Raw genomic sequence first — 23,354 nt, forward strand, 5'->3', positions numbered from 1 at the left:
AAGATTCTATTAGCACTCTTTTTTATTGAGTGCTAATAGAATCTTGACAATTAACAGATATCTGAAAATACTTTCATTCTTTTATCTATATTGCATATTTTTATTATAATAATTATATAAATATATATAAACAACCGATAAAAATACCGGTTTTTCTTTCCATTTTCTTCATTTATATTGCAGATATTATCAAATTTTTGCTATTATAACAATAGTACATATTAATAATTAAATCTGAAAGGAGACTAATAATGAAAAAATCTATTTTCACTACCCCCCCCTTTATTTTTTCCCTTACACTAGCCTTAACTTTCTCAAACGCAATGTCAGCTTATGCAGCTAATAGCCATTACGCCGTAAAACCTAGCGATGGAGTTACACAAAGTCAACCATTTACAAAGGGTCTGGCTGATAGTAACAGTTATCGTATACCTGCACTTATTACAATTGATGAGGGTGAACATAAAGGGAGGATAGTTGCAGCTGCCGATGTGAGATGGAATACTACTTACGATGGTGGTGGTCTTGATACAATGGTAAGTTATTCGGATGATAACGGTGCAAACTGGAACTATTCTCTTGTAAACTATATGGGAGATAACGGAAATGCATATAACGGTAGTGATTCTACAAGCTTTATAGATCCTTCTCTGGTTTATGATGGAAACAAGGTATGGATGCTTTGCGATTTACTTCCTTACGGCATTGCCTTAAACGGTAGAGATAATACTCATCCTACAAAAGAAACAGGGTTTGATGAGAGCGGACATCTTTTGCTTAGCAATAACGACCACTCCAGTTATGATTATTATCTAAATCTTGAGGACTCAAAAATTTACAAAAAAGAGGACAATACTATTGTTTCAGATTATACTGTAGACAAAAAATTTAATCTTACTAAAGCTAATGATGACTCTATAAATACAAACTTATTTTTTAAGGATTCTCCTTTTAAAGTACAGAGAACAGGTTATCTATATCTTGTAAGTTCTGATGATGGTGGTAAAACTTTCTCTGAACCTATGTTACTTCCTCTAAAAAAGGAGGATGAAAGAGTATGTCTCGTAGGACCAGGAAGAGGACTCTTCACAAAAAACGGCACTATAGTTTTCCCTTGCTATAGCCATACAAGTACCTCACCAGGAAATGGAGTTGAAGAAAAAACATGCTTTATCTACTCTACCGATAAAGGAAACACATGGAAAAGAAGTAACAGTGCTACTACAACCACCAAGAGTTCAGAAAGTGCTTTAATAGAACTGCCTAATGGTAATTTCAGGTTTTTCTACCGTCATCAAAATGATATATTTCTTAGATATATAGATGCTGAACTTTCAGGTGATACTTATGTTTGGAAACAAGAAGTTAAAACTGACATTAAAATAAATACTGCTACTCAAATGTCTGCAATTGTTTATTCTGAGCCAATAAACGGTAAGTCCGCTTTCTTATTAAGCTGTCCTACCGGAAAAGATGGACAAGGCTCTACCAGTCCATCCGGAGATTCCGGAAAAGATCGAGTAAACGGAAAAATCTTAGTAGGCCTCTTAAATGAGGATGAAAACAATACTATAAGCTGGCTTGCTCCTTACGATGCAGCAGGTGAAAACACCCCTTTTATGTACTCTTGTCTAACTGAACTAAAAAAAGAAGGTAATAACAAAAAATCCGGGGATATTGCCCTCCTTTATGAAGATAAGCAAAATGGATGGGGAGCTAATAGTAATACATATTTTACAATCAAATACAATACTTATAGCATAGCTGATATTATGAAACCTAATCATATTGGAAGTTCTGCCCTTGATGAACAGATAAAAAAAGCTGAAACTTTAGTTGCAAAAGAAGATACTTATACAACAAGTTCTCATCAAAAGCTAAAAGATACTGTAAATAAGGCTAAAAAAGGAAAAACTGACAATGAGGAAAAATCAGAACTTGACAAATATGCAGCTGAAATATCTACTGCTATAAATGCCCTTAAAGAGAGAGCTAAAACAGATGAGGCTAAAACTATTTTTGAAAAAGCTTCTAAAGAAAAAGAAAATAAAGACAAGTATACCACTGATAGCTTTAAATCCCTATCTGATGCAGCCACCTCTTTAAAAGCTGCTATTGATGACAATTCTGATATAGACGCAGATAAAATGAACGATCTTATAACCAAAGTCAATGATGCTATAAATAAACTTGTCCTTAAGAATAAACCTAATGGCAACAATAATTCAAACAGCAGTTCCGGCAATTACAATGGTTATAGTGGTCACTATAATCCCATAGCACCTGTTCCATCTACCGAAAATAAAACCGATAAGGCTTCAGATAAAAAAGAGGAAAATATCGCTAAACAGCCTGCTGAAAAGAAATTTAAAGAAAATGATGAAAACTCTAAACTTAATGATAAGGCACCAACTAATAATGAAGTTTCTGAAAGTAAAAATGACAATGCAGATAAAAAAATATTTACTTTACCTTCAAAAAATAATTTAATCAATCTTAAATCATTAAACGGTTTAGATAATGTTTCTACAAAAAAAATAGAGCTTAAACAAAATAAAACAAAGATAAATGTTTCAATTACATCAAAAGCTTTATCTAAACTTGTTGCTAAAAAATCGGTATCATTTATAATCAAAGCTAAAAATTTTAATGTAAAATTAAATGCTAAACATATCCAAGTGCTTAACAAGCTTACTCATAAAAAATTTACCATAAAGGTTGATAGACAAAAAAATGGTAAGTTTAAGATTAAGATATCTATAGATGGTAAAATTTTAAGTACTAAAAAGATTGCAAACCTTAAAATCAAAGTAAAATAATTTTTCTAAAGAAATATATGCAAGTATACTCTTTTGGTGAGAACCTTGCGTTCCATTATTAAGATGTTATTAACACTCGATAAAAGAGTGTTAATAACATCTTAATGTCTCTGAAATACCTATTTCAATCATTTATATCATAATAGATCCTGCTAATATATTTACTGCTATTGCTAAAGCCGTAAGAATCAGTCCTCTAACAACTTTTCTTTTTATTAATGTTTCACTCATACTAATACCTCCATCTAGTTAATAATAAGATGCATGATGTAAATGATATTTAATTTCATTTATATTATATATCTTATTCTCCTAAAATACAAGTAAAAGTCTTCATTATAGTACAAACTTTCTTCTTGATAGTTCAGCAAACTCTGAGATATTTTGTTTACTCTAACATTTTTTATGAATTGTATAATAAAATCAAAAAACAGGAGCAGCCTCTGCTACTCCTGTCATTATCATAATCTTACTTGTTATTCGTCCTGTCCACCATCCACTGTTTCAAGTTCTGCATTACTATAATTCTGTTCATTTTCATTTAGATCAAGACTATCTTCTACTACTATTTCATCATCCTCTTCATGATCACTATCTAACTTAACAGAACGATAGAACTTCATACCTGTACCTGCAGGAATAAGCTTACCTAAGATAACATTTTCCTTAAGTCCAATCAGCTTATCCACCTTGCCCCTAATAGCTGCATCAGTCAGAACCTTAGTTGTTTCCTGGAAAGATGCTGCTGAAAGGAAAGAATTGGTAGCAAGTGATGCCTTGGTGATACCAAGCATAATCCGCTCGCCTTCCGCTTTCTCAAATCCTTCATGCTCAAGCTGTTCATTAAGTTCCTCAAACTCAATTATATCAGCATATTCTCCTGTTAAGTAGTCTGAATCACCGGTTTCTGTTATCTTAATCTTTTTAAGCATCTGACGAACTATCATCTCAATATGCTTATCATTAATCTGAACACCCTGTAAACGATATACTCGCTGTACTTCTCGGATCATATAATCCTGTACTGCTCTTACTCCCTTAATGCTGAGAAGATCATGAGGGTTGATACTACCTTCTGTAATTTCATCACCTGCTTCAATCTCATCACCTTCTGCTACCTTTATTCTTGAACCATAGTTGATAGGATATTTTTTCTCGTCACCATCAGGAGCAGTAACTACTACCTCACGCCTGCTCTTACCGTCCTGAATAGTAATCTTACCATCAATTTCTGAAATAATAGCAAGTCCCTTTGGCTTACGAGCCTCAAAAAGCTCCTCTACACGAGGAAGACCCTGTGTAATATCTCCACCCGCAACACCACCGGTATGGAAGGTTCTCATTGTAAGCTGTGTACCCGGCTCACCGATAGACTGTGCCGCTATGATTCCTACTGCCTCACCAACCTGTACAGGTTCACCGGTCGCCATGTTTGCACCATAGCACTTAGCACAAATTCCCACATGGCTACGACAAGTCAGTACTGTACGAATTTTAATTTTAGCACTTAAGCCAGCTTCCCTTACAGCCTGTGTCTGCATTATTCTTGCAGCTCTTTTTGGTGTAATAATATGGTTGGCCTTAACTATGATTTCACCATTGTCATCATATATTGTTTCACAAGAATATCTGCCACTAATTCTCTCTTCAAGGCTCTCGATTTCTTCCTTTCCATCCATAAAGGCTGAAACCCAAATTCCCGGAATTTCATTCTTGCCTGCCTGACAATCCGTCTCTCTAATAATAAGATCCTGAGAAACATCTACCAGTCTTCTTGTAAGGTATCCTGAATCGGCTGTACGAAGAGCAGTATCTGAAAGTCCCTTTCTTGCTCCATGTGCAGAAACGAAATACTCAAGAACATCAAGACCCTCACGGAAATTAGACTTAATTGGGAGTTCAATAGTGTGTCCCTTTGTATCCGCCATAAGACCACGCATACCTGCAAGCTGTTTAATCTGCTTATCAGAACCACGAGCTCCTGAATGTGCCATCATATAAATATTATTGTATTTGTCAAGACCATTCATCAGCTTTGATGCTATCTCATCATCGGCCTTCTTCCAAACATCAATAACTTCTTTATATCTACCATACTCGGTAATCTGACCTCTTCTAAACCTCTTTGTGATTTCCTCTACCTTACTCTGTGCATCTTTGAGAATGACCGGTTTTTCAGGTGGTACTGTCATATCTGAGACTGAAACTGTCATGGCTGCTATTGTCGAATACTTATATCCCAAGTTCTTTACAGCATCCATAACTTCAGCTGTTTTAGTTGCTCCAATATTAGCCATACACTTCTCAAGTATCTGCTTAAGTTCCTTCTTCTTTACAAGGAAGTCAACCTCAAGTTTTAAGAAATTCTCATCAAGGTTTCTATCTACAAAACCTAAATTTTGGTCTATTACTTCATTAAATATAAATCTTCCAAGTGTAGATTCAATTGTTCTCTGCTCTGTTTCTCCTCTAGAATTCACACCTTCGCATCTTACTTTAATCTTAGCCTGTAATGTAATATATCCATTCTCATAAGCAAGCAGAGCTTCATTCATGTTCTTAAAGAACATTCCTTCACCCTTATCCCCCGGCTTTTCAAGAGTAAGATAATAAATACCCAAAACCATATCCTGAGATGGAACTGCAACCACACCACCATCTGACGGTTTTAGCAAATTATTTGGTGATAGCAATAGAAAACGGCACTCTGCCTGAGCCTCAACAGAAAGAGGAAGATGTATAGCCATCTGATCTCCATCAAAGTCAGCGTTGAAGGCTGTACACACAAGCGGATGTAACTTAATAGCCTTACCCTCTACAAGTACAGGTTCAAAAGCCTGAATACCAAGCCTATGAAGTGTAGGAGCACGATTAAGCATAACAGGATGATCCTTAATTACATCTTCAAGTACATCCCAAACCTGTGTTTCTACTCTCTCAACCATTTTCTTTGCAGCTTTAATATTATGTGCTATGCCTCTTGCCTCAAGTTCTTTCATAACAAACGGCTTAAATAACTCTATCGCCATCTCTTTAGGCACACCACACTGATATATCTTAAGATCCGGTCCTACTACAATAACTGAACGTCCTGAATAGTCTACACGCTTTCCAAGTAAGTTCTGACGGAAACGTCCCTGCTTACCCTTAAGCATATCTGAAAGCGATTTAAGAGCTCTATTTCCAGGACCTGTTACAGGCTTACCACGACGTCCGTTATCTATAAGGGCATCAACTGCCTCCTGAAGCATACGCTTTTCATTTCTTACAATAGTAATAGGCGCATTAATTTCAAGTAATTTTTTAAGACGGCTATTTCTATTTATTATTCTTCTGTAAAGATCGTTCATATCAGAAGTTGCAAATCTTCCTCCATCCAACTGAACCATAGGACGAAGATCTGGTGGAAGTACAGGGATTGCTTTAAGTATCATCCATTCTGGACGGTTTCCCGACTCCCTAAATGCTTCTATTACCGCTAATTCTTTAGCAGCTTTTATCATTTTCTGACTTTTTGAATTGCCTGCTTTTTTCAACTCTTCTTTAAGGCGTTTTGATTCCTCATCAAGATCAATATCTGCAAGAAGCTTGTAGATGGCTTCCGCTCCCATTTCAGCCTTAAAAGTATTTCCATACTTTTCTTTAGCCTCTAAATATTCCTTTTCAGAAAGAATAGTTTTTTTCTCAAAGTCACTGCTTCCCTTATCCGTTACTATGTATGACGCAAAGTACAGTACCTTCTCAAGACTCCTTGGAGGTATGGACAAAATAGTACCCATACGGCTTGGTATTCCTTTAAAATACCAAATATGAGAAACTGGTGCTGCAAGCTCAATATGTCCCATTCTTTCACGCCTTACAGTCGCCTTTGTAACTTCAACTCCACACTTGTCGCAGATTACACCCTTATATCTTATCTTCTTATACTTTCCGCAATTACACTCCCAGTCCTTGCTTGGTCCGAAAATCTTTTCACAGTAAAGACCATCCTTTTCAGGTTTGAGCGATCTATAATTAATTGTCTCAGGTTTTTTTACCTCTCCATGTGACCACTCTTTGATTTTTTCAGGTGAAGCCAGCCCTATCTTTATCGCATCATAAGTAATTGGCTGAACATTTTCTATGCTCATTTCTGACATTTTCGCCGCTCCCTTCATAAGAAATTAAAAATCTTCGTCATCACTATTTTCATCATAGCCTAACTCTAATTCTTCACTGTCATAATAATCAGACTCTTCATCATCGTATTCTCTTTTTTCACTTCCATCCGGAATATCTTCTATAAATCCGTCTTTTACTTCACTGTCAGTAAATGTAAAACTTTCATTTACATCATTCAATACAGCAAAGTCATCGTCATTATTATAGTCAGGATTTTCCATCATTTTAATCTCATTACCATCTTCATCAAGTACCGTAACATCAAGTGCAAGCGACTGAAGCTCCTTAAGAAGTACCTTAAATGACTCAGGTATTCCAGGCTCACTTATATTCTCACCCTTAATGATAGCTTCATATGTCTTAACACGCCCTACAACATCATCAGACTTAATAGTAAGAATCTCCTGAAGAGTATAAGCTGCACCATAAGCCTCCAAAGCCCAAACTTCCATTTCTCCAAAACGCTGTCCACCAAACTGAGCCTTACCTCCGAGAGGCTGCTGTGTTACAAGTGAGTAAGGTCCTGTTGAACGAGCATGAATTTTATCATCTACAAGATGATGGAGTTTCAGATAATTCATAAATCCAACTGTAACAGGAGAATCAAAATACTGTCCGGTTCTACCATCTTTCAGCCAAACCTTACCATCCCTTCCTATCTTAACTCCCTTCCAATCATTTCTGGAATCAAGATGTGTAAGCAGATAGTCCATAACCTCATCACCTAAGTCTTCTCTATATTTCTTATCAAACTCATCCAAAGGCATATTTACATAGTCATTTGCAAGTTCAAGTGTATCAGCAATATCTTCCTCGTTTGCACCATCAAATATAGGAGTTGAAACCTTAACACCTAGTACTGTGGCCGCAAGACTTAAATGAATCTCAAGCACCTGACCAATGTTCATACGTGAAGGCACACCCAAAGGATTAAGCACTATGTCAAGTGGTCTTCCATTTGGAAGGAAAGGCATATCTTCAACAGGCAGAACCCTAGAAACTACACCCTTATTACCATGGCGTCCTGCCATCTTATCTCCAACCTGAATTTTTCTCTTCTGGGCAATGTATACCCTTACACTCTCTTTCACTCCATGGGCCAGTTCATCATGGTTCGCTCTAGAAAATCTCTTAGCATCAACAATTATTCCATACTCTCCATGAGGAACACGAAGGGAAGTATCTCTAACTTCTCTAGCTTTTTCTCCAAAAATTGCACGAAGAAGCTGATCTTCTGCTGTAAGCTCGGTCTCTCCCTTTGGAGTAACCTTTCCTACAAGAATATCTCCTGCACGAACTTCTGCACCAATTCTTATTATGCCCATATCATCAAGATCCTTAAGAACATCTTCTCCTATTCCAGGCACGTCTCTAGTAATCTCTTCATCTCCAAGCTTTGTATCCCTAGCCTCACATTCATATTCTTCAATATGAATAGATGTATAAACATCATCTCTTACAAGACGTTCTGAAAGAAGAACTGCATCCTCATAATTATAACCTTCCCAAGTCATAAATCCAATCAGAGGACTCTTTCCAAGTCCTATTTCACCACCCTTAGTAGATGGTCCATCAGCAATCACCTGTTTAGCCTCTACATGATCACCCTTATTGACTATAGGGCGCTGATTTATACATGTACCTTGATTACTTCTCGCAAACTTAAGCAGAGGATACTCTACTAATCTATTATCTTCATCATTTCTTATTATAATCCTGTCGCCACTGGCATTTTCAACTACACCTGCCTCCTCTGCAAGCACACATACTCCAGAGTCAACTGCAACTTTGCCTTCCATTCCGGTTCCAACCACTGCTGAATCCGTAAAAAGAAGTGGAACTGCCTGACGCTGCATGTTAGATCCCATGAGCGCACGGTTTGCATCATCGTTCTGAAGAAATGGAATCATTGCAGTAGCTGCTGAAAATACCATTTTAGGAGATACATCCATAAGTTCTACATTCTTCTTATCATATGTAGATGTCTCATCCCTAAAACGACCTGATACTGAATTATTAATAAAGTATCCATTTTCATCAAGCGGTTCATTCGCCTGTGCAACTATAAATGGATCTTCCTCATCTGCAGTAAGATAAACCACCTCATCAGTTACTCGTGGATTAGCAGGATCTGTCTTATCAAGCTTTCTATATGGTGCTTCAATAAAGCCATATTCATTTATTCTTGCATAACTTGCAAGAGAGTTAATAAGACCGATGTTCGGTCCTTCTGGAGTCTCAACAGGACACATTCTTCCGTAATGAGAATAATGTACATCTCGTACCTCAAATCCGGCTCTATCCCTTGAAAGACCTCCAGGGCCAAGAGCTGAAAGCCTTCGCTTATGAGTAAGTTCTCCTAACGGATTATGCTGATCCATAAACTGTGAAAGCTGTGAACTTCCAAAAAATTCTTTTATTGCAGCTGTTACAGGCTTGCAATTAATAAATTCACCTGGAGTTACCGTATCTATAGTATCACTATTAATCAGTGAACTAAGTTTATCTTTTACAGTTCTCTCCATTCTTGAAAGTCCTATACGATACTGATTTTGAAGAAGCTCTCCCACTGCACGAATACGCCTATTTCCAAGATGGTCAATATCATCCTCATGCCCTATATTATGCTCTAAATTAAATACATAGTTTATAGAGGCAAATATATCTTCCCTAGTTATATGTTTTGGAATCAAATCATTAATATGTTTCTTTACCTCAAGCTTAAATTCATCACTTGTATAATCACCATTTGCAAGTTCCATAAGCCCCATAAGCGTTGGATAGTATACAAACTCAGTAATGCCTAATTCCTCTTTATCTAATTCAGGAATATATGTACTAATATCAACCATAAGGTTAGACAGTACCTTTACATTTCTGTCTTCTCCCTGAATCCATACATAAGGTACTGCAAGATTCTGAAGCTTATCTGCAAGTTCCACTGTTATAACAGTTCCCTTTTCTCCAACAACTTCACCCGTTAACCTATCAATCACATCTTCAGCAAGCACTTTCTTTACTATACGATTACGGAAAGCAAGCTTTTTATTGAATTTATAACGCCCTACTTTTGCAAGGTCATATCTCTTAGGATCAAAAAGCATATTATTAATGTGACTATATGCATTTTCAATTACTAAAGGCTCACCAGGACGGAGTTTCTTGTAAAGTTCAAGGACACCCTCATCAGCATTGGTAGATACATCTTTTGCAAGACTGGCCTGAAGCTTTGGCTCATCTCCAAACATATCTTCAATATCTTTATTAAGGCTCACACCTAAAGCCCTTATAAGCACTGTTATAGGGACTTTTCTATTTCTATCTACTTTAACATAAAAAATATTATTTGAATCAGTTTCGTATTCAAGCCATGCACCTCTATTAGGTATTACCTGGGCAGTGCAAAGCTCTTTTCCTGTTTTATCATGAGAAATTCCATAATAAATGCCAGGTGAACGAACTAACTGACTTACAATTACTCGTTCTGCTCCATTTATGACAAAACTCCCCGTTTCTGTCATTCTCGGAAGCTCACCCAAAAAAACATTATCTTTTCTGTCAATAAGTTTGTTTTCTTTAAGATCAACCAATTCTACCTCTACCTTAAGAGAATCAGAATAGGTACCATCTCTTTCTTTACACACCTCGATTGTACGATTCTCCTTTGGCTCAAGGGTAAATTTTCCAAATCTTAACCCATAACGCCCACTGTAATCAACAATCGTAGAGATATCGTCAAATACTTCTCTTAACCCGTCAGTAAGAAGCCATTTATATGAATTTTTCTGAACCTCAATGAGATTAGGCATTTCAAGAACTTCTTCCTGTCTGGCATAACTCATTCTTATCCCGTTTCCTGCTTTAATCGGACGAATTCTGTTTTTTTTCATTGACGTTTTCACCCCTTGATATTTTTTAATCATTTTACAAATACTTGCACTTTTAGTTTTTTTATGATATAATAATATTATTATCCAGAATAATCCTAATAGTGCATTTTTAATAATATCATTTTTTTTTCAAGGTGTCAAGCCTTGGATTTTTTATTTTAAATATAACTATAGTTTTAAATAATTTTCCTATCAAAAATAACAAAACCCTGCCAACCGATTACTCATTTGGCAGGGTCTCTTTTTAACAATTATTATTCACAAACATATGGTATAAGCGCTAAATGACGAGCACGCTTAATTGCTGTTGTCAAAATTCTCTGATGCTTAGCACTTGTTCCTGTAATTCTTCTAGGAAGAATTTTACCTCTCTCAGAAATAAACTTCTTAAGTTTTGCTGCATCCTTGTAATCAAGATTATCCAACTCTTCCGGTGTCAAAGCACATACTTTCTTTCTTCTGTGCATTGGTCTTCTACGCGGAAAATCACTTCTATCTTCTCTAGCACCCTTATTATCCTTATTGAATGGCATGCTTATTACCTCCTATAATTCATCAAATAAAACTATTAATCTCCAAACGGCAGATCCTTATCAAATTTAGGATTAATATTCATAAAATCATCTCCCGGAGCTGTAGGTTCTATTTTTTCACCACTAGGCATATTCGGTGCATAACCGGCACCTCCTGCCGAAGAATTCTTGCTCTCAGCAAACTCTATCTCTTCAACAATCACCTGTACACTATATACCTTCTGACCATCTTTATTTGTATAATTGTCATTCTGAATACGGCCTGTAACTAATACTTTTGTACCTTGTTTCAGATATTTTTCTACAAATTCTCCCTGTTTTCCAAAGGCTGTGCAGTTAAAAAAATCAGCCGTAACTGTATCTCCCTGCTTTTTAAACCTTCTATCTATTGCCAGTGAAAATCTTGCAATGGCCATGTCCTGAGAGTATCTCATTTCCGGGTCTCTAGTAAGACGACCCATCAAAATTACTTTGTTCATAAAGGAAAACCTCCTTCTTAAGACTATGCTTACTGTCTAACGCATAAAAATCTAAGAACGTTCTCCATAATACGGATACGGCTTTCTATCTCACCCGGTGCTGATGACTCAGACTCAAAATGTATGAAATAGTAATAACCTTCATTCATTTTCTGAATCTCATAAGCGAGTTTCTTTTTTCCCCACTCTTCTACATCGGTGATATTGCCGCCAAAACGTGTCACAAGGCCCTTAACATCTTCTACTACTTTGTTTCTAGCCTCGTCTTCGATTTTTGCATTAACAACTAACGCTAATTCATATTTGTTCATAGTTGCTCTGCTCCTCCTTCTGGTCTTTTCTGGCCCTCTTTTTTGCTAGGACGAGTAGCATTAAAAGGGCAAGGATATTTGTTTACATCACAAATATTTATTATAATACAAAAAAAATGATTTTGCAAGTATCAAAATCATTTTTTCACCCTATCTTGTTTTTTTAATATTTTTTTCAGCCTGTTTTCTAGGAATCATTACCTGTCTTCCACACCCAAGGCAACTAAGCCTTATATCCATCCCTGTTCTTATTACCTTCCACTCATAAGAACCACAGGGATGAATTTTTTTTAATGTAACTATGTCTTCAAGGTTTATCTCCATAACTACCTGTTTACCTGTCTGCTCATAAGTTCCTGATTAGTTGCAAAATTTAGTGCAGTCTGACTATCAATAAGCCCCTGAGTGTAAAGCTCAAGAATACTCGAATCCATAGTTCTCATATCTTCCTTGCCTGAGGCATAAATAACTGAATCAACCTGATGTATTTTATTATCCCTTATCATAGTCTTAATTGCACTATTAACCTTCATTATTTCAAAAGCAGGTAACAATTCATTATTTACCCCCGGAATAAGCTGCTGAGATACTACTGCCTGCAGTACCATCGAAAGCTGTACCCTTATCTGCTGCTGCTGAGAAGCAGGGAATACGTCAATTACACGATCAATCGTATTAGCTGCACCTATAGTATGAAGAGTTGAAAGAACGAGATGTCCCGTTTCAGCTGCAGTCATAGCTATGTCAATAGTCTCATAATCTCTCATTTCACCAACAAGAATTACATCAGGAGACTGACGCATAGCAGCCCTCAAAGCGGAAGAGTAGCTTTCACTATCTATCTTAACTTCACGCTGGCTTACTATGCTCTTTTTATGCCTGTGAAGAAATTCAATAGGATCTTCAAGTGTCAGTATATGACAGTTTCTTGTTTCATTGATTCTGTCTATAATATAAGAAATCGTCGTACTCTTTCCAGATCCGGCTGCTCCTGTAACTAACACAAGACCCTTATTAAGCTCCGAAAGTTTCATTATGCTTTCAGGAATTCTCATTTCCTTATAACCAGGAAGATCAAAATGAACAACTCGAATAACTGCTCCGAAAGTTCCTCTCTGTCTAAAAACATTACACCTGAATCTTCCTAAGTTTGCAATCGAAAGAGAAAAGTCATCATCACCGGTTGTCATAAAATGGCTTAAACTTCTTCCTGCCTTGTCATAAATACTGGTAATTATCTGCTCTGTATCAACAGGCATCAGCTTATTTTCATCCATTCTCTTTATCGTACCATCCGATTTAAAAGAAACTGGCTGTCCTACAACAAGAAAAATATCTGATGCATCCTCTCTCACTGCCTGCTCAAGGATATTCATTAACTCCATTTTGAGTCCTCCCATATTAAAATTTAATCAGTAATTTCAAGCTCATATTCTAAATTATCAGACTTGGTCTTTGTACTCCATCTATTAACAGTTGTTTCCCTTCCTATAACTCCTACTTCTACATTTAGGCTTTTCTCACCTTGTACCACACTGTACTTAACAAGGGTAGGAAACTCACCTTCATACTGAATGTCACTTATCTCTACTTTAACCGCACCATCTGCTGTAGCAGTTCTAAATTCTTTATATTCATTAAGTTCCCTAACAATATCTTTACTTTTAACTACGATTCCATCTATTCTCGCATAAACTCTTTCAGCTTCAGCATCCAGCATATAATAATTTTCTATACCTTCTTTTGTCTTAAGTGAAAGTTTCTTTTCATTAAGAGATGACTGAATGGCAAGAACTGCAAACAATGACATCGCAACTACAAGTATTACCAGTATTACTAATGCTCCGCCTGTATTCATCCTATTCTTTATACTGTTTCTCATCATTTGCCACCTTTAATATATTTTGCACCTTTCAAATTAGCAACAGGAGTATATTCACCCTTTGTATCAGCAGCAAGAACCGTCGCTCCTATCTGCCTCAGAACCCCATTTGCTTCAGATTCATCCGTAAAATTCACATAAATCGCATACTTGCAATTACTGTCTAAAGCAGATGACTTCCACTCCTTATCGTAATATGCCTCTACTGCACCTTTCTTCTCATCATAGCTTCCTCCAAGTTCCATAGCAACTTCTTTAGGAGAAAGAGTCTTTGACAGTTCTATTGCCGACTCAGCTTTTATAAGTCCTTTGCTCAAATCATCCGCCTGCCTGCTCATTGTATTGGCTGAGGTAAAAAATCGAATTATAAATATACTGATGATAGTAAATAAGCCAATAGCAATAACAAGTTCCACAACAGGAAGCATAACTCCCGAACTCATCCCTGTTTCCCTTGTATTGTCCGTCCTAAATGTGTTCATTTTCCCTCCTAACAGCTTTTTTACTTAATTGCTTCTAAGTTTTACATATAGAGTTTCACTGCTTCCATCATCATCAGTTGTTGCCAGTTTAATAAGCCCATTATCCTCTGTAATTTCAAATGAATCTACACTCAATATGGCGAATCCATCCTCAGGCTTAAACTCCATGCCTTTCGCACCGGTAATCTCATACAGTTTACCTTTATAAAAATAAACTGCAGTATCAAAAATCTCACCCTCAATGTCCTCGCTAAGAACAAGAGTCTTTATACCATTTTTCTCTTCAAGTGCAATCTTTCCAACTTCATCATATTGATTAATCTTAGTCTTTACATAAGAAAGAGAAGTCCTAAGCTCAAAACTATCCAAGTTTCTTTCTGCTATATTTTTGTAAACAGAAGCTCCTACACTGCCAAGCATCATAGCTGAAATGCCGAACATACAAATAACAACTAACACACAGACAGTATGCACAAGCCCCTTTTCTCTATTTGTATTCTCCATGTTACCTCTTCTCATACACCTCTATGGTAGGCATAATATTAGATGCAAATATATCGTAATGAATATAATATTTAGTCTTATCATAGCTGAGATTGTAATTATCTTCCATATACTGTACATTAGGCGGATAAATCCCCTCTATCGCATAACACTCGACTGCCGTTCTGACTGCTGCCTCTCTGGTAAGTTTAATTCCTTGCTCACTTCCCATATTACTTATGTAAAATACACCTACAATCAAAACTGCTGATATTATTCCTACGAAAAGAAGTGATTTTAATACTCCCTGTCTCTCAGCTCTTCTCGCCTTTACATCTACAAATTTTTTCATATTTTGCTCCTTAGCCTATTGATGCAATTACACTCATCAAAGGCATCATTACAGATATCAGCACAGCTCCTACTATAATCGACAAAACTACTACAAGGATAGTCTCTATTACTGAAGACAAAGAATTAAGCCTTGCATTTATATCCTCATCAAACCTATTAACCAGCTTAAAAAGAATAGTATCTCCAGATCCACTTATTCTAGCCACTCCAAACATTTTAGAATGAAGGGAATTAAGCAGTCCTGTTTCCTTAAATGCATTTTCAGGCTTTTCATCAGCTTCAAGCAGGCTTATGCATCTGTCAATCTTAGCTAAAGTCTTTTTATTTTCAACTACCTTAGATGCATTCTTCACCGCTTCGGTCATCTCTACACCGCCTGCATTCATAACTGCAAGGGTTGCAAGGAATTTACCTATGCTTATTTTATCCGCAAGTCCTGCAGAAAACGGATTATTATTTAAGATATTAGTAATCATGGCACTTCCGCCATTTACTCTGTACCAAGCAATTGCAACCAAAAGAGCTGCAAGCAATACAAGCACAACTCCAACTATTATCCTTGAAACCAAAATACTTGTATTCATGATACCTACAGTAGTTCCCGTACCTCCGTCAAGTTCAAGAAATATATCTTCAAACATAGGAAGAATCTTACCTACTAAAACCATCAATATTACAGCCATCATACCAAGAAGTACGGTAGGATAGCTGATTACACTTCTTATACTATTCTTAACAATATTCTCTCTTTCATAGAAACCGGATAAGGAATGCATAATATCTTCTAACTTACCGGTCATTTCACCTATCTTTACCATTTCACACATATAGTTAGGGAAGGCTCCACTTTCTTTCAATGCTTCGTTAAATGACATTCCTAATTTAACATTGTCATCAACTTTTTTTAATATGTTTTTAGTTCTTCCCTCTTCCATTTCTTCATAAATTATGTGGGTACCCTCAAAAATCGGTATTCCTCCGTTAAGTATCATTGCAATCTGGTCGCAAAAGATAGATATTTCTTCTGGCGAAAATGTTGTTGCCTTAGACATAATATTCTCCTTAACAAATTATTTAAATATAGCCTTTCACAATAATTCTATAACAATAATCGGATTAAAGCAAGCAAAAATTAAAAAAGGCCAAAACAAACCACAAAAAATCACTTTCTTAAAACTCCATCCTATTAACTAACATCTTCATTAAACTGTCTGCTGCCTTTGCAAGCAGGTGATGAGCAAGAGTAATACCCGAACTCTTAATATACAGTGGAATTATAAGCGTTTCTTGAACTGTATTTTTTCTATTTTGATTTTTTCCATTCCTTTCTCTACCTCCTTCAAGTCTAATTCTCAAAATGTTTCATAATTATTTTATAGCTCTCTTCAACTGTATAATTATCCATCAAAAACTTATAACCATTCTCACCAAGTCGAATCCTCAATCCTTTATTCGTTAAATTTTTAACATTTTTTACAAAATCTTCAACATTATCACTTACTGAACTTATTCCAAATTCATTTTCCTCTGCAATCCTCCCCAAGTCTGTATTTTCATCTGTACATACTAAAATCGGCATTTTCTCCTTTAGATAAGATAGAAGTCTTGACGGAAAATTAGGTATGGTAAATCTATGGTCTAAAAATATCATCCCTACATCACAAGCTCTCACAAGCCTGTCATATTCCATTTTGGGAAGTCCCTTAATCAATGTAAAATTATTCGGTTTAGAAGTATTTATAAACTCCTCCAACCTATAGTATTCTGTGCCATTGCCACATATTACAAAATGTGCCTCTTCAACAATCAAAGCCTTCTGTATACATTTTATTATAAAAGGAATATCCTGTGGCAGGCCTAAATTTCCTCCATACAAAAACAAAATTTTATTCGTAGGAAGATTGTACTTAGATAAAACTTCACTTCTATCCTCAGTCACTTTCTCTTTTTGTTCTACCTGTATAGAATTAGGACAGACCTCAACTTTCCCACTATTTACTTCATTATGTTTTAATAAAAATTCTACATTAGCAGGCGACATACAACCTATATAGTCGGAAATTCCATAAAGTTTTTTCTCCTTATGCCTAAATAATACATTAGCCATAAACGGACTAATAAGTCCTATGTCTACCGCATTTTGTGGAAAAATGTCTTTTAAAAGCAGATAGGTCTTAGCTCTTGTTTTTTTCTTAATCTTAACCACAATGTCTGCAAGACTTACCGGTGGAGTGGAATATAGAATCAGGTCAAATTTTATTCCTGAAAAATATCTTTCTATTGATGTAGAATATCTAAATGGAAGTAGTGTTTGAGAAATTCCTTTTGTAATCATTCCTACACCGAAAAGATTGCCTGTTTTACACCTAATCAAATGTATGTTTCCCTCCGAAATAAGTTCTTCCTCGCCACCCTCTTTCTTCTCAAGTGGAGATACTATATATACCTCATGTCCATTGCTTGCAAAACACTTCATTAAATCCATATATATGCCTTCATCTGCTATTGAAGATATTTTTACAAGTGTAAGGAATAAAATTTTCATGTCACAAACCTTTCTAAAACGCTCTTACATCTCCCTCTTTTATCATTACCGCAGGATTCCCTGCCACAGTCGTCTTATCTGCCACATTCTTTATCACAACAGCTCCCATACCTACTACCGAGCGATTTCCGACTGTAATTCCCTGTTTAAGTGAAGAGTTTAATCCCATAAACGAATTATCACCTATACAGCTATTACCTCCCATCGAAACCGAAGTACCAATAACTGAATGTTTACCAACCCTGCATTCGTGATGAATGGCTGCCATAGGCTGAATAAGAACATTTTCAGATAAATGCACTTTTACAGAAATAAAGGAATGGGCAGAAACCATGGTTCCCTCTTTAATTTCAACATCTTCTGCTACAACAGCTAAGGGATGAATGAGCCTTGCAAGCTTATATCCTCTTACTTTTATCTTGTAAAATATTTTTTCTCTAAGCACAGGTTCTCCCAAGCCAACCATGAACTCAATCTCCGATTCCGAATATGTACTGAGTATAGTTTCAAAGGAAAATACCTTTTGATTATCTACTTTTGAAGGAGTGTCATCTATGAAAATAATTTTCTCCCATCTGTTTTCCTTAAAATTTATGGTTCTTGCAAGTTCTTCTACTTCTAAGCCATGCCCACCATATCCATATATACCAAGTACCATCATATCTCCTTATATTTATTATACCCAAAGTCTTCCTACAGCATCAGATGGCATCCTGAAATCCCCTCTTGGAGAAAGGCTTATAGAACCCACTTTAGGCCCATCAGGCATACAGGAGCGTTTATATTGTTGATTAAAAAATCTATTATAAAAACTTTTCTGCCATTTTGCGATTTCTTCTTCTGTATACTCTCCTATAAAAGTTTCACAAGCAAGCCTAAATAGTTTATCAGGCTCTACACCCCAGCGTACTATGTGATAAAGAAAAAAGTCACTAAGTTCATATGGTCCTACCAAATCCTCCGTTTTCTGAGCTATCTCACCTACTTCGTCAGGTGGGAGTAGTTCAGGGCTTACCGGAGTATTAACTATGTCCATAAGCACATTTGCAAGAGAGTCTTTCCCTTTCATCCTACATTCTTCTGAGCAATACTGTACCATATATCTTATAAGTGTCTTTGGAACAGAAGCATTCACCCCATACATAGACATCTGATCTCCATTATAAGTTGCAAAACCAAGGGCAAGCTCACTCATATCTCCCGTTCCTATAACCAAACCATTACACTCATTGGCCAGATCCATGAGAACTTGAGTTCTTTCTCGTGCCTGTGCATTTTCAAATGTCACATTATGTATATGCTCATCATGTCCTATATCTTTAAAATGTCTAAGCACTGAATCTCTTATATTGATTTCACGCAGAGTTATTCCAAGCTCCTTAGCAAGTCCAATTGCATTATTATATGTTCTATCTGTTGTCCCAAAGCAAGGCATAGTCACTGATATTATATTTTCTCTATTGAATCTCAACATATCAAAAGCCCTACATACAACCAAAACTGCCAAAGTTGAATCAAGACCTCCTGAAATTCCTATAACAGCATGCTTTATTCCTGTATGTAGCAGCCTCTTTTTAAGTCCCAATGCCTGCAAGGTGATTATTTCTTCCGAATGTTCATCCCTCTCTTTTTGATCTTCTGCTACAAAAGGAGTTTTAGAAAATTTCCTCTCAAGGGGAATTTTAACCAGCCTTTGCTCCATCTCTCCATATTCATTTTTTTCTGTTATATATGGACTATTAAAAGAAAATGGGATATATTCGTATTCTTCTTTGCCACTTATAGCATAAGTATTCATCCTGCGTCTTTCATAAACCAATCTGTCCACATTTATTTCTGCTGTGATAAAGCCATTTTCAAAACGTTTCTTCTCTGCAAGAACAGTTCCATTTTCACAAATTAAATCATGCCCTCCAAATACCAGATCTGTAGTTGACTCTCCTTCTCCATTTGTTGAATAAATATAACCTGCATTAAGCCTTGCAGACTGTCCATTCACCAATGCTTTTCTGTAATCATGTTTGCCTGTTGTTTCAGGACTCGCAGAAAGATTTGCTATAATTGTAGCTCCAGCCTGTGCATGATAATTACTTGGAGGAATTATTACCCACAAATCTTCACAAATTTCGGCAGCAACTCTAAGATTTTTCATTTCTTTACTTGTAAATATAAGTTTATTTCCAAAATAAGTTATTCCTGATACATTATATTCCCATTTTATTATCTGATTTTTTTTAGGCGCAGCAGCAAAATAACGTAACTCGTATAATTCCGAAAATTCCGGTATATGCTTTTTAGGAATAAGCCCTAAAAGCTCTCCATCCTTAAAAGCTGCTGCCACATTATAAAGCTTACCATCTAATTCAAATGGAAGCCCTACAAAAACAAGCATATCCATATCTTTTCCTGCCTGTATTATCTTATGAAGTGTAGCTACTGCTGAATTCAGAAGCTTGTCCTGTAAAAATAATTCACCACAAGTATATCCTGTTATTACAAGTTCAGGAAATACTGCAATCTTAACTCCCCTTTCCACACAAAATTTCATTTCTCTTATTATACTTTCACCATTAAAAACACAGTCTGCTACTCTTATATCCGGTGTAACTGCTGCTACTTTTATAAATCCATGTCTCATATTTTTACAACCACATCCTTTCTACTTTTCTTATTTGATTTATCAGCACTTAAAAAAGGGTTGTCGCATTGAAGAAAATACTACAAAATATAGCAAGTCTATCTTCATATATTAACTATATTATGTATACATAATTCTTAGTGCGACACCCTACACACAAGCGGTGCTGTCAGACAAAATTACCCAAATTTAATCTTCCCTTACCTCATCAACTATAATGTCAGCAAGCTTACTCAAGCTTTCTTCCTGATCCTCTGAAATAGCTGATTTAATTGTAATTGTATCCCCTATCTGCCTCATGTCCTTAAGCCCATCCACAACTCCCTTAATCGTCTTTGCTGCACTTGGAGCCCAAGAACCATTTTCTATAACAGCATATGCTCTATTTCTTATAGTAATTTCCTTCATTTCTTGAATAAGCTCATTCATCTTAGGATGCACTGACATATTGTATGAAGGTGCAGCAAATACTATAGTACTGTACTTAAATATATCGCTGATATGATATGAATAATGGTTATTGGATACATCAACCATCTTCATATTCACCATACCTCTCTCAGCAAGCTTTGCTGCAAGCACACTCGCAACCAGCTCTGTATCTCCGTACATAGAAGCATAGGCTATAAATACTCCGTTTTCCTCAGGAGTATATGTACTCCATGCCTGATATTTTTCCAAAATGAAAGGAATATCTCTTCTCCAAACCGGTCCATGTAAAGGACAGACATAAGCAATTTCAGACGGAAGCTTTTTAAATACAGCCTGTACCTGAGCACCATATTTACCTACTATATTAGCATAGTATCTTCTTGCTTCATTAACAAATTCATGTCTGTAATCAAATTCATCATTAAATATTCTTCCGTCTAACGCTCCAAAGGTACCAAAGGCATCCGCAGAAAAAAGCACCTTATCTGTTTCATCATAGGTAAACATTACCTCCGGCCAATGTACCATAGGAGCTGTAAAAAACTTAAGACTGTGTGCTCCTGTAGAAAAGCTGTCACCATCTCCCACAAAAATAGTACGTTCGGTCATATCTATATTATAAAACTGTTCAATAAGCCCTAAGGTTTTTTTATTTGCAATAAGCTGTACCTCAGGATACATTGATATAATCTGAGTAATCAATGAACAGTGATCAGGCTCCATATGATTTACAACCAGATAATCAAGTTTCCTATCGTCAAGAAGAGACGTAATATTATCTACAAACTGCCTGCCTATTGCATAATCAACCGTATCAAAAAGCACTGTCTTTTCGTCTAGCAAAAGGTAAGAATTATATGCAATCCCATCAGGTATAGGGAAACAATTTTCAAAGAGAGAAAGCCTCCTATCGTTTCCACCTACATAGTACAGGTCATCTGTAATCCGCCTGGTACACTTCATTGTATTATCCCCTTTCATAAACACAATTTCGTTAAAATAATAACAATATTTATTGAACTGCAAACTTTTCCATATTATACAACAAAAACATGAGAAACTAAAGTCTGAGTTTAACTTCTCATGTTTTTTATTTAGTTCACATTAAGCATTATACTTTGAACTCTCTTTAAGCCTTGTTAAAGCCCTTGCCAGTGAAGCCTGACTCATCTTATGTTCCTGTATGCTCTGTTTCTGTCTTAGCTGTTCCTTTGCTCGTTCAAGGGCATCTCCAGCCCTCTTAGAATCTATTTCATCAGGTAGCTCCGCAGTATCTACAAGCATAATTGCCCTATTATGAAAAATCTGCACCATACCACTACCAACTACTACATAAGTAATAGTGCCATCTTCTTCAACTATATGCCCCTGACCTATATCCACAGCAAGTACCATATCCTCATGATAAGCCTGTATCGCCCTCAAACCATCACTCTGAGGTATGACGAGCATCCTACACTGTCCCTCAAAAAAGATTCTGTCACTTGCATATACTTTAAGATAAAATGTTCTATTTGCCACTTATACGGCCTCCCGCTCCATAGCTTCTGCTTTCTCCTTAACCTCATCAATAGTTCCCACATTAAAGAAGGCTGATTCAGGATACCCATCCATTTCACCTTCAATAATCGCCTTAAAACCTCTAATAGTTTCTGCAAGAGGTACATATTTACCCTGTACACCCGTAAATGTTTCTGCCACAAAGAAAGGCTGCGAAAGGAAACGCTGTATCTTTCTCGCTCTATTCACCGTCTGTTTATCCGCCTCTGAAAGTTCCTCCATACCGAGAATTGCAATTATATCCTGCAACTCTCTATATTTCTGGAGCATTTCCTGCACTTTTCTTGCAGTGTTATAATGCTCTTCACCTACCACATCTGCCTCCAGAACCCTTGAAGAAGATTCAAGAGGATCAACCGCAGGATAAATACCCTGTTCAACTATTTTTCTGGAAAGAACAGTTGTTGCATCAAGATGGGTAAATGTAGTAGCAGGAGCCGGATCTGTAATATCATCTGCCGGTACATATACCGCCTGCACAGAAGTAACCGAACCGGACTTTGTAGAGGCAATCCTCTCCTGAAGTTCACCTACATCTGTTGCAAGTGTAGGCTGGTATCCCACTGCTGAAGGCATACGGCCAAGCAGAGCAGAAACTTCTGAGCCTGCCTGTACAAAACGGAAAATATTATCTATGAAGAGAAGTACATCCGCATTCTTTTCATCTCTAAAATATTCTGCCATTGTAAGCCCTGTTTCAGCAACCCTCATTCTTGCTCCCGGTGGCTCATTCATCTGTCCAAATACTAAGGCAGTCTTAGCTATAACGCCCGACTCCTTCATCT

20 protein-coding genes are annotated in these 23,354 nt (G+C 36.4%); 1 reads left to right on the forward strand and 19 read right to left on the reverse strand.

From position 1 onward, the window contains the following. Window positions 1-251: 251 nt before the first annotated feature. Window positions 252-2,819, forward strand: a complete 2,568-nt coding sequence (locus ACTTG8_RS05395; RefSeq protein ID WP_442561101.1) for an exo-alpha-sialidase — start codon at window positions 252-254, stop codon at window positions 2,817-2,819. A gap of 476 nt (window positions 2,820-3,295) precedes the next feature. On the opposite strand, the gene rpoC is transcribed toward ACTTG8_RS05395, so the two are convergent. The 19 genes from rpoC to atpD form a co-directional block, all read right to left on the reverse strand. Next, on the reverse strand, window positions 3,296-6,958 hold the full coding sequence (gene rpoC, locus ACTTG8_RS05400) for a DNA-directed RNA polymerase subunit beta' (protein WP_442561102.1): 3,663 nt from the start codon (window positions 6,956-6,958) through the stop codon (window positions 3,296-3,298). 24 nt (window positions 6,959-6,982) lie between these two features. Beyond that, window positions 6,983-10,870 (reverse strand): DNA-directed RNA polymerase subunit beta, encoded by a 3,888-nt coding sequence (gene rpoB / locus ACTTG8_RS05405; RefSeq protein WP_442561103.1) that lies wholly within the window; start codon window positions 10,868-10,870, stop codon window positions 6,983-6,985. A 254-nt stretch (window positions 10,871-11,124) separates the two neighbouring features. Continuing rightward, the gene (gene rpsR / locus ACTTG8_RS05410) at window positions 11,125-11,403 is read right to left on the reverse strand and encodes a 30S ribosomal protein S18 (protein ID WP_442552387.1); all 279 of its coding nucleotides are present in this window, start codon (window positions 11,401-11,403) and stop codon (window positions 11,125-11,127) included. A gap of 35 nt (window positions 11,404-11,438) precedes the next feature. After that, window positions 11,439-11,882 (reverse strand): single-stranded DNA-binding protein, encoded by a 444-nt coding sequence (locus ACTTG8_RS05415; protein WP_442561104.1) that lies wholly within the window; start codon window positions 11,880-11,882, stop codon window positions 11,439-11,441. A 29-nt stretch (window positions 11,883-11,911) separates the two neighbouring features. Further along, on the reverse strand, window positions 11,912-12,193 hold the full coding sequence (gene rpsF / locus ACTTG8_RS05420) for a 30S ribosomal protein S6 (RefSeq protein WP_442561105.1): 282 nt from the start codon (window positions 12,191-12,193) through the stop codon (window positions 11,912-11,914). A 150-nt stretch (window positions 12,194-12,343) separates the two neighbouring features. Next, window positions 12,344-12,517: a DUF951 domain-containing protein gene (locus ACTTG8_RS05425; RefSeq protein WP_442561106.1), complete on the reverse strand. Its 174-nt coding sequence runs from the start codon at window positions 12,515-12,517 to the stop codon at window positions 12,344-12,346. Between the two features lie 2 nt (window positions 12,518-12,519). Further along, window positions 12,520-13,578 (reverse strand): type IV pilus twitching motility protein PilT, encoded by a 1,059-nt coding sequence (locus ACTTG8_RS05430; RefSeq protein WP_442552391.1) that lies wholly within the window; start codon window positions 13,576-13,578, stop codon window positions 12,520-12,522. 23 nt (window positions 13,579-13,601) lie between these two features. Next, a complete protein-coding gene (locus tag ACTTG8_RS05435) occupies window positions 13,602-14,078 on the reverse strand; it encodes a pilus assembly PilX N-terminal domain-containing protein (RefSeq protein ID WP_442561107.1) in 477 nt (158 codons plus the stop codon). Continuing rightward, entirely contained in the window at window positions 14,075-14,557 is a 483-nt protein-coding gene (locus tag ACTTG8_RS05440; protein ID WP_442561108.1) for a hypothetical protein, read from the reverse strand. The genes ACTTG8_RS05435 and ACTTG8_RS05440 overlap by 4 nt, the downstream gene beginning before the upstream one ends. A gap of 24 nt (window positions 14,558-14,581) precedes the next feature. Beyond that, window positions 14,582-15,061, reverse strand: a complete 480-nt coding sequence (locus tag ACTTG8_RS05445) for a DUF4860 domain-containing protein (protein WP_442561109.1) — start codon at window positions 15,059-15,061, stop codon at window positions 14,582-14,584. Between the two features lies 1 nt (window position 15,062). Next, on the reverse strand, window positions 15,063-15,392 hold the full coding sequence (locus ACTTG8_RS05450; RefSeq protein ID WP_442561110.1) for a hypothetical protein: 330 nt from the start codon (window positions 15,390-15,392) through the stop codon (window positions 15,063-15,065). Window positions 15,393-15,402: 10 nt separating this feature from the next. Further along, window positions 15,403-16,446, reverse strand: a complete 1,044-nt coding sequence (locus tag ACTTG8_RS05455) for a type II secretion system F family protein (RefSeq protein WP_442561111.1) — start codon at window positions 16,444-16,446, stop codon at window positions 15,403-15,405. A gap of 118 nt (window positions 16,447-16,564) precedes the next feature. Beyond that, window positions 16,565-16,750, reverse strand: coding sequence for a hypothetical protein (locus tag ACTTG8_RS05460; RefSeq protein ID WP_442561112.1), 186 nt, complete (start codon window positions 16,748-16,750; stop codon window positions 16,565-16,567). Next, entirely contained in the window at window positions 16,740-17,939 is a 1,200-nt protein-coding gene (locus ACTTG8_RS05465) for a glycosyltransferase family 4 protein (protein ID WP_442561113.1), read from the reverse strand. Before ACTTG8_RS05465 ends, ACTTG8_RS05460 begins: the two co-directional genes overlap by 11 nt. Window positions 17,940-17,952: 13 nt before the next feature. After that, window positions 17,953-18,600, reverse strand: a complete 648-nt coding sequence (locus ACTTG8_RS05470; protein WP_442561114.1) for an acetyltransferase — start codon at window positions 18,598-18,600, stop codon at window positions 17,953-17,955. 15 nt (window positions 18,601-18,615) lie between these two features. Then, window positions 18,616-20,577 (reverse strand): NAD(+) synthase, encoded by a 1,962-nt coding sequence (locus ACTTG8_RS05475; protein WP_442561115.1) that lies wholly within the window; start codon window positions 20,575-20,577, stop codon window positions 18,616-18,618. A 189-nt stretch (window positions 20,578-20,766) separates the two neighbouring features. After that, window positions 20,767-21,972, reverse strand: coding sequence for an FprA family A-type flavoprotein (locus tag ACTTG8_RS05480; protein WP_442561116.1), 1,206 nt, complete (start codon window positions 21,970-21,972; stop codon window positions 20,767-20,769). A 141-nt stretch (window positions 21,973-22,113) separates the two neighbouring features. Then, the gene (locus ACTTG8_RS05485) at window positions 22,114-22,530 is read right to left on the reverse strand and encodes a FoF1 ATP synthase subunit delta/epsilon (protein WP_442561117.1); all 417 of its coding nucleotides are present in this window, start codon (window positions 22,528-22,530) and stop codon (window positions 22,114-22,116) included. Then, a partial coding sequence (gene atpD, locus ACTTG8_RS05490) for a F0F1 ATP synthase subunit beta (protein WP_442561118.1) occupies window positions 22,531-23,354 on the reverse strand: 824 nt, incomplete at its 5' end.

The sequence above is a fragment of the Catonella sp. genome (assembly GCF_052173895.1).
GTDB lineage: Bacteria > Bacillota > Clostridia > Lachnospirales > Lachnospiraceae > Catonella.

Excerpts from the sequence above, each read along its gene's own strand:
- ACTTG8_RS05395 (WP_442561101.1), top strand. The coding sequence starts at position 252 with ATGAAAAAATCTATTTTCACTACCCCCCCCTTTATTTTTTCCCTTACA.
- rpoC (WP_442561102.1), bottom strand. The coding sequence starts at position 6,958 with ATGTCAGAAATGAGCATAGAAAATGTTCAGCCAATTACTTATGATGCG.
- rpoB (WP_442561103.1), bottom strand. The coding sequence starts at position 10,870 with ATGAAAAAAAACAGAATTCGTCCGATTAAAGCAGGAAACGGGATAAGA.
- rpsR (WP_442552387.1), bottom strand. The coding sequence starts at position 11,403 with ATGCCATTCAATAAGGATAATAAGGGTGCTAGAGAAGATAGAAGTGAT.
- ACTTG8_RS05415 (WP_442561104.1), bottom strand. The coding sequence starts at position 11,882 with ATGAACAAAGTAATTTTGATGGGTCGTCTTACTAGAGACCCGGAAATG.
- rpsF (WP_442561105.1), bottom strand. The coding sequence starts at position 12,193 with ATGAACAAATATGAATTAGCGTTAGTTGTTAATGCAAAAATCGAAGAC.
- ACTTG8_RS05425 (WP_442561106.1), bottom strand. The coding sequence starts at position 12,517 with ATGGAGATAAACCTTGAAGACATAGTTACATTAAAAAAAATTCATCCC.
- ACTTG8_RS05430 (WP_442552391.1), bottom strand. The coding sequence starts at position 13,578 with ATGGAGTTAATGAATATCCTTGAGCAGGCAGTGAGAGAGGATGCATCA.
- ACTTG8_RS05435 (WP_442561107.1), bottom strand. The coding sequence starts at position 14,078 with ATGATGAGAAACAGTATAAAGAATAGGATGAATACAGGCGGAGCATTA.
- ACTTG8_RS05440 (WP_442561108.1), bottom strand. The coding sequence starts at position 14,557 with ATGAACACATTTAGGACGGACAATACAAGGGAAACAGGGATGAGTTCG.
- ACTTG8_RS05445 (WP_442561109.1), bottom strand. The coding sequence starts at position 15,061 with ATGGAGAATACAAATAGAGAAAAGGGGCTTGTGCATACTGTCTGTGTG.
- ACTTG8_RS05450 (WP_442561110.1), bottom strand. The coding sequence starts at position 15,392 with ATGAAAAAATTTGTAGATGTAAAGGCGAGAAGAGCTGAGAGACAGGGA.
- ACTTG8_RS05455 (WP_442561111.1), bottom strand. The coding sequence starts at position 16,446 with ATGTCTAAGGCAACAACATTTTCGCCAGAAGAAATATCTATCTTTTGC.
- ACTTG8_RS05465 (WP_442561113.1), bottom strand. The coding sequence starts at position 17,939 with ATGAAAATTTTATTCCTTACACTTGTAAAAATATCTTCAATAGCAGAT.
- ACTTG8_RS05470 (WP_442561114.1), bottom strand. The coding sequence starts at position 18,600 with ATGATGGTACTTGGTATATATGGATATGGTGGGCATGGCTTAGAAGTA.
- ACTTG8_RS05475 (WP_442561115.1), bottom strand. The coding sequence starts at position 20,577 with ATGAGACATGGATTTATAAAAGTAGCAGCAGTTACACCGGATATAAGA.
- ACTTG8_RS05480 (WP_442561116.1), bottom strand. The coding sequence starts at position 21,972 with ATGAAGTGTACCAGGCGGATTACAGATGACCTGTACTATGTAGGTGGA.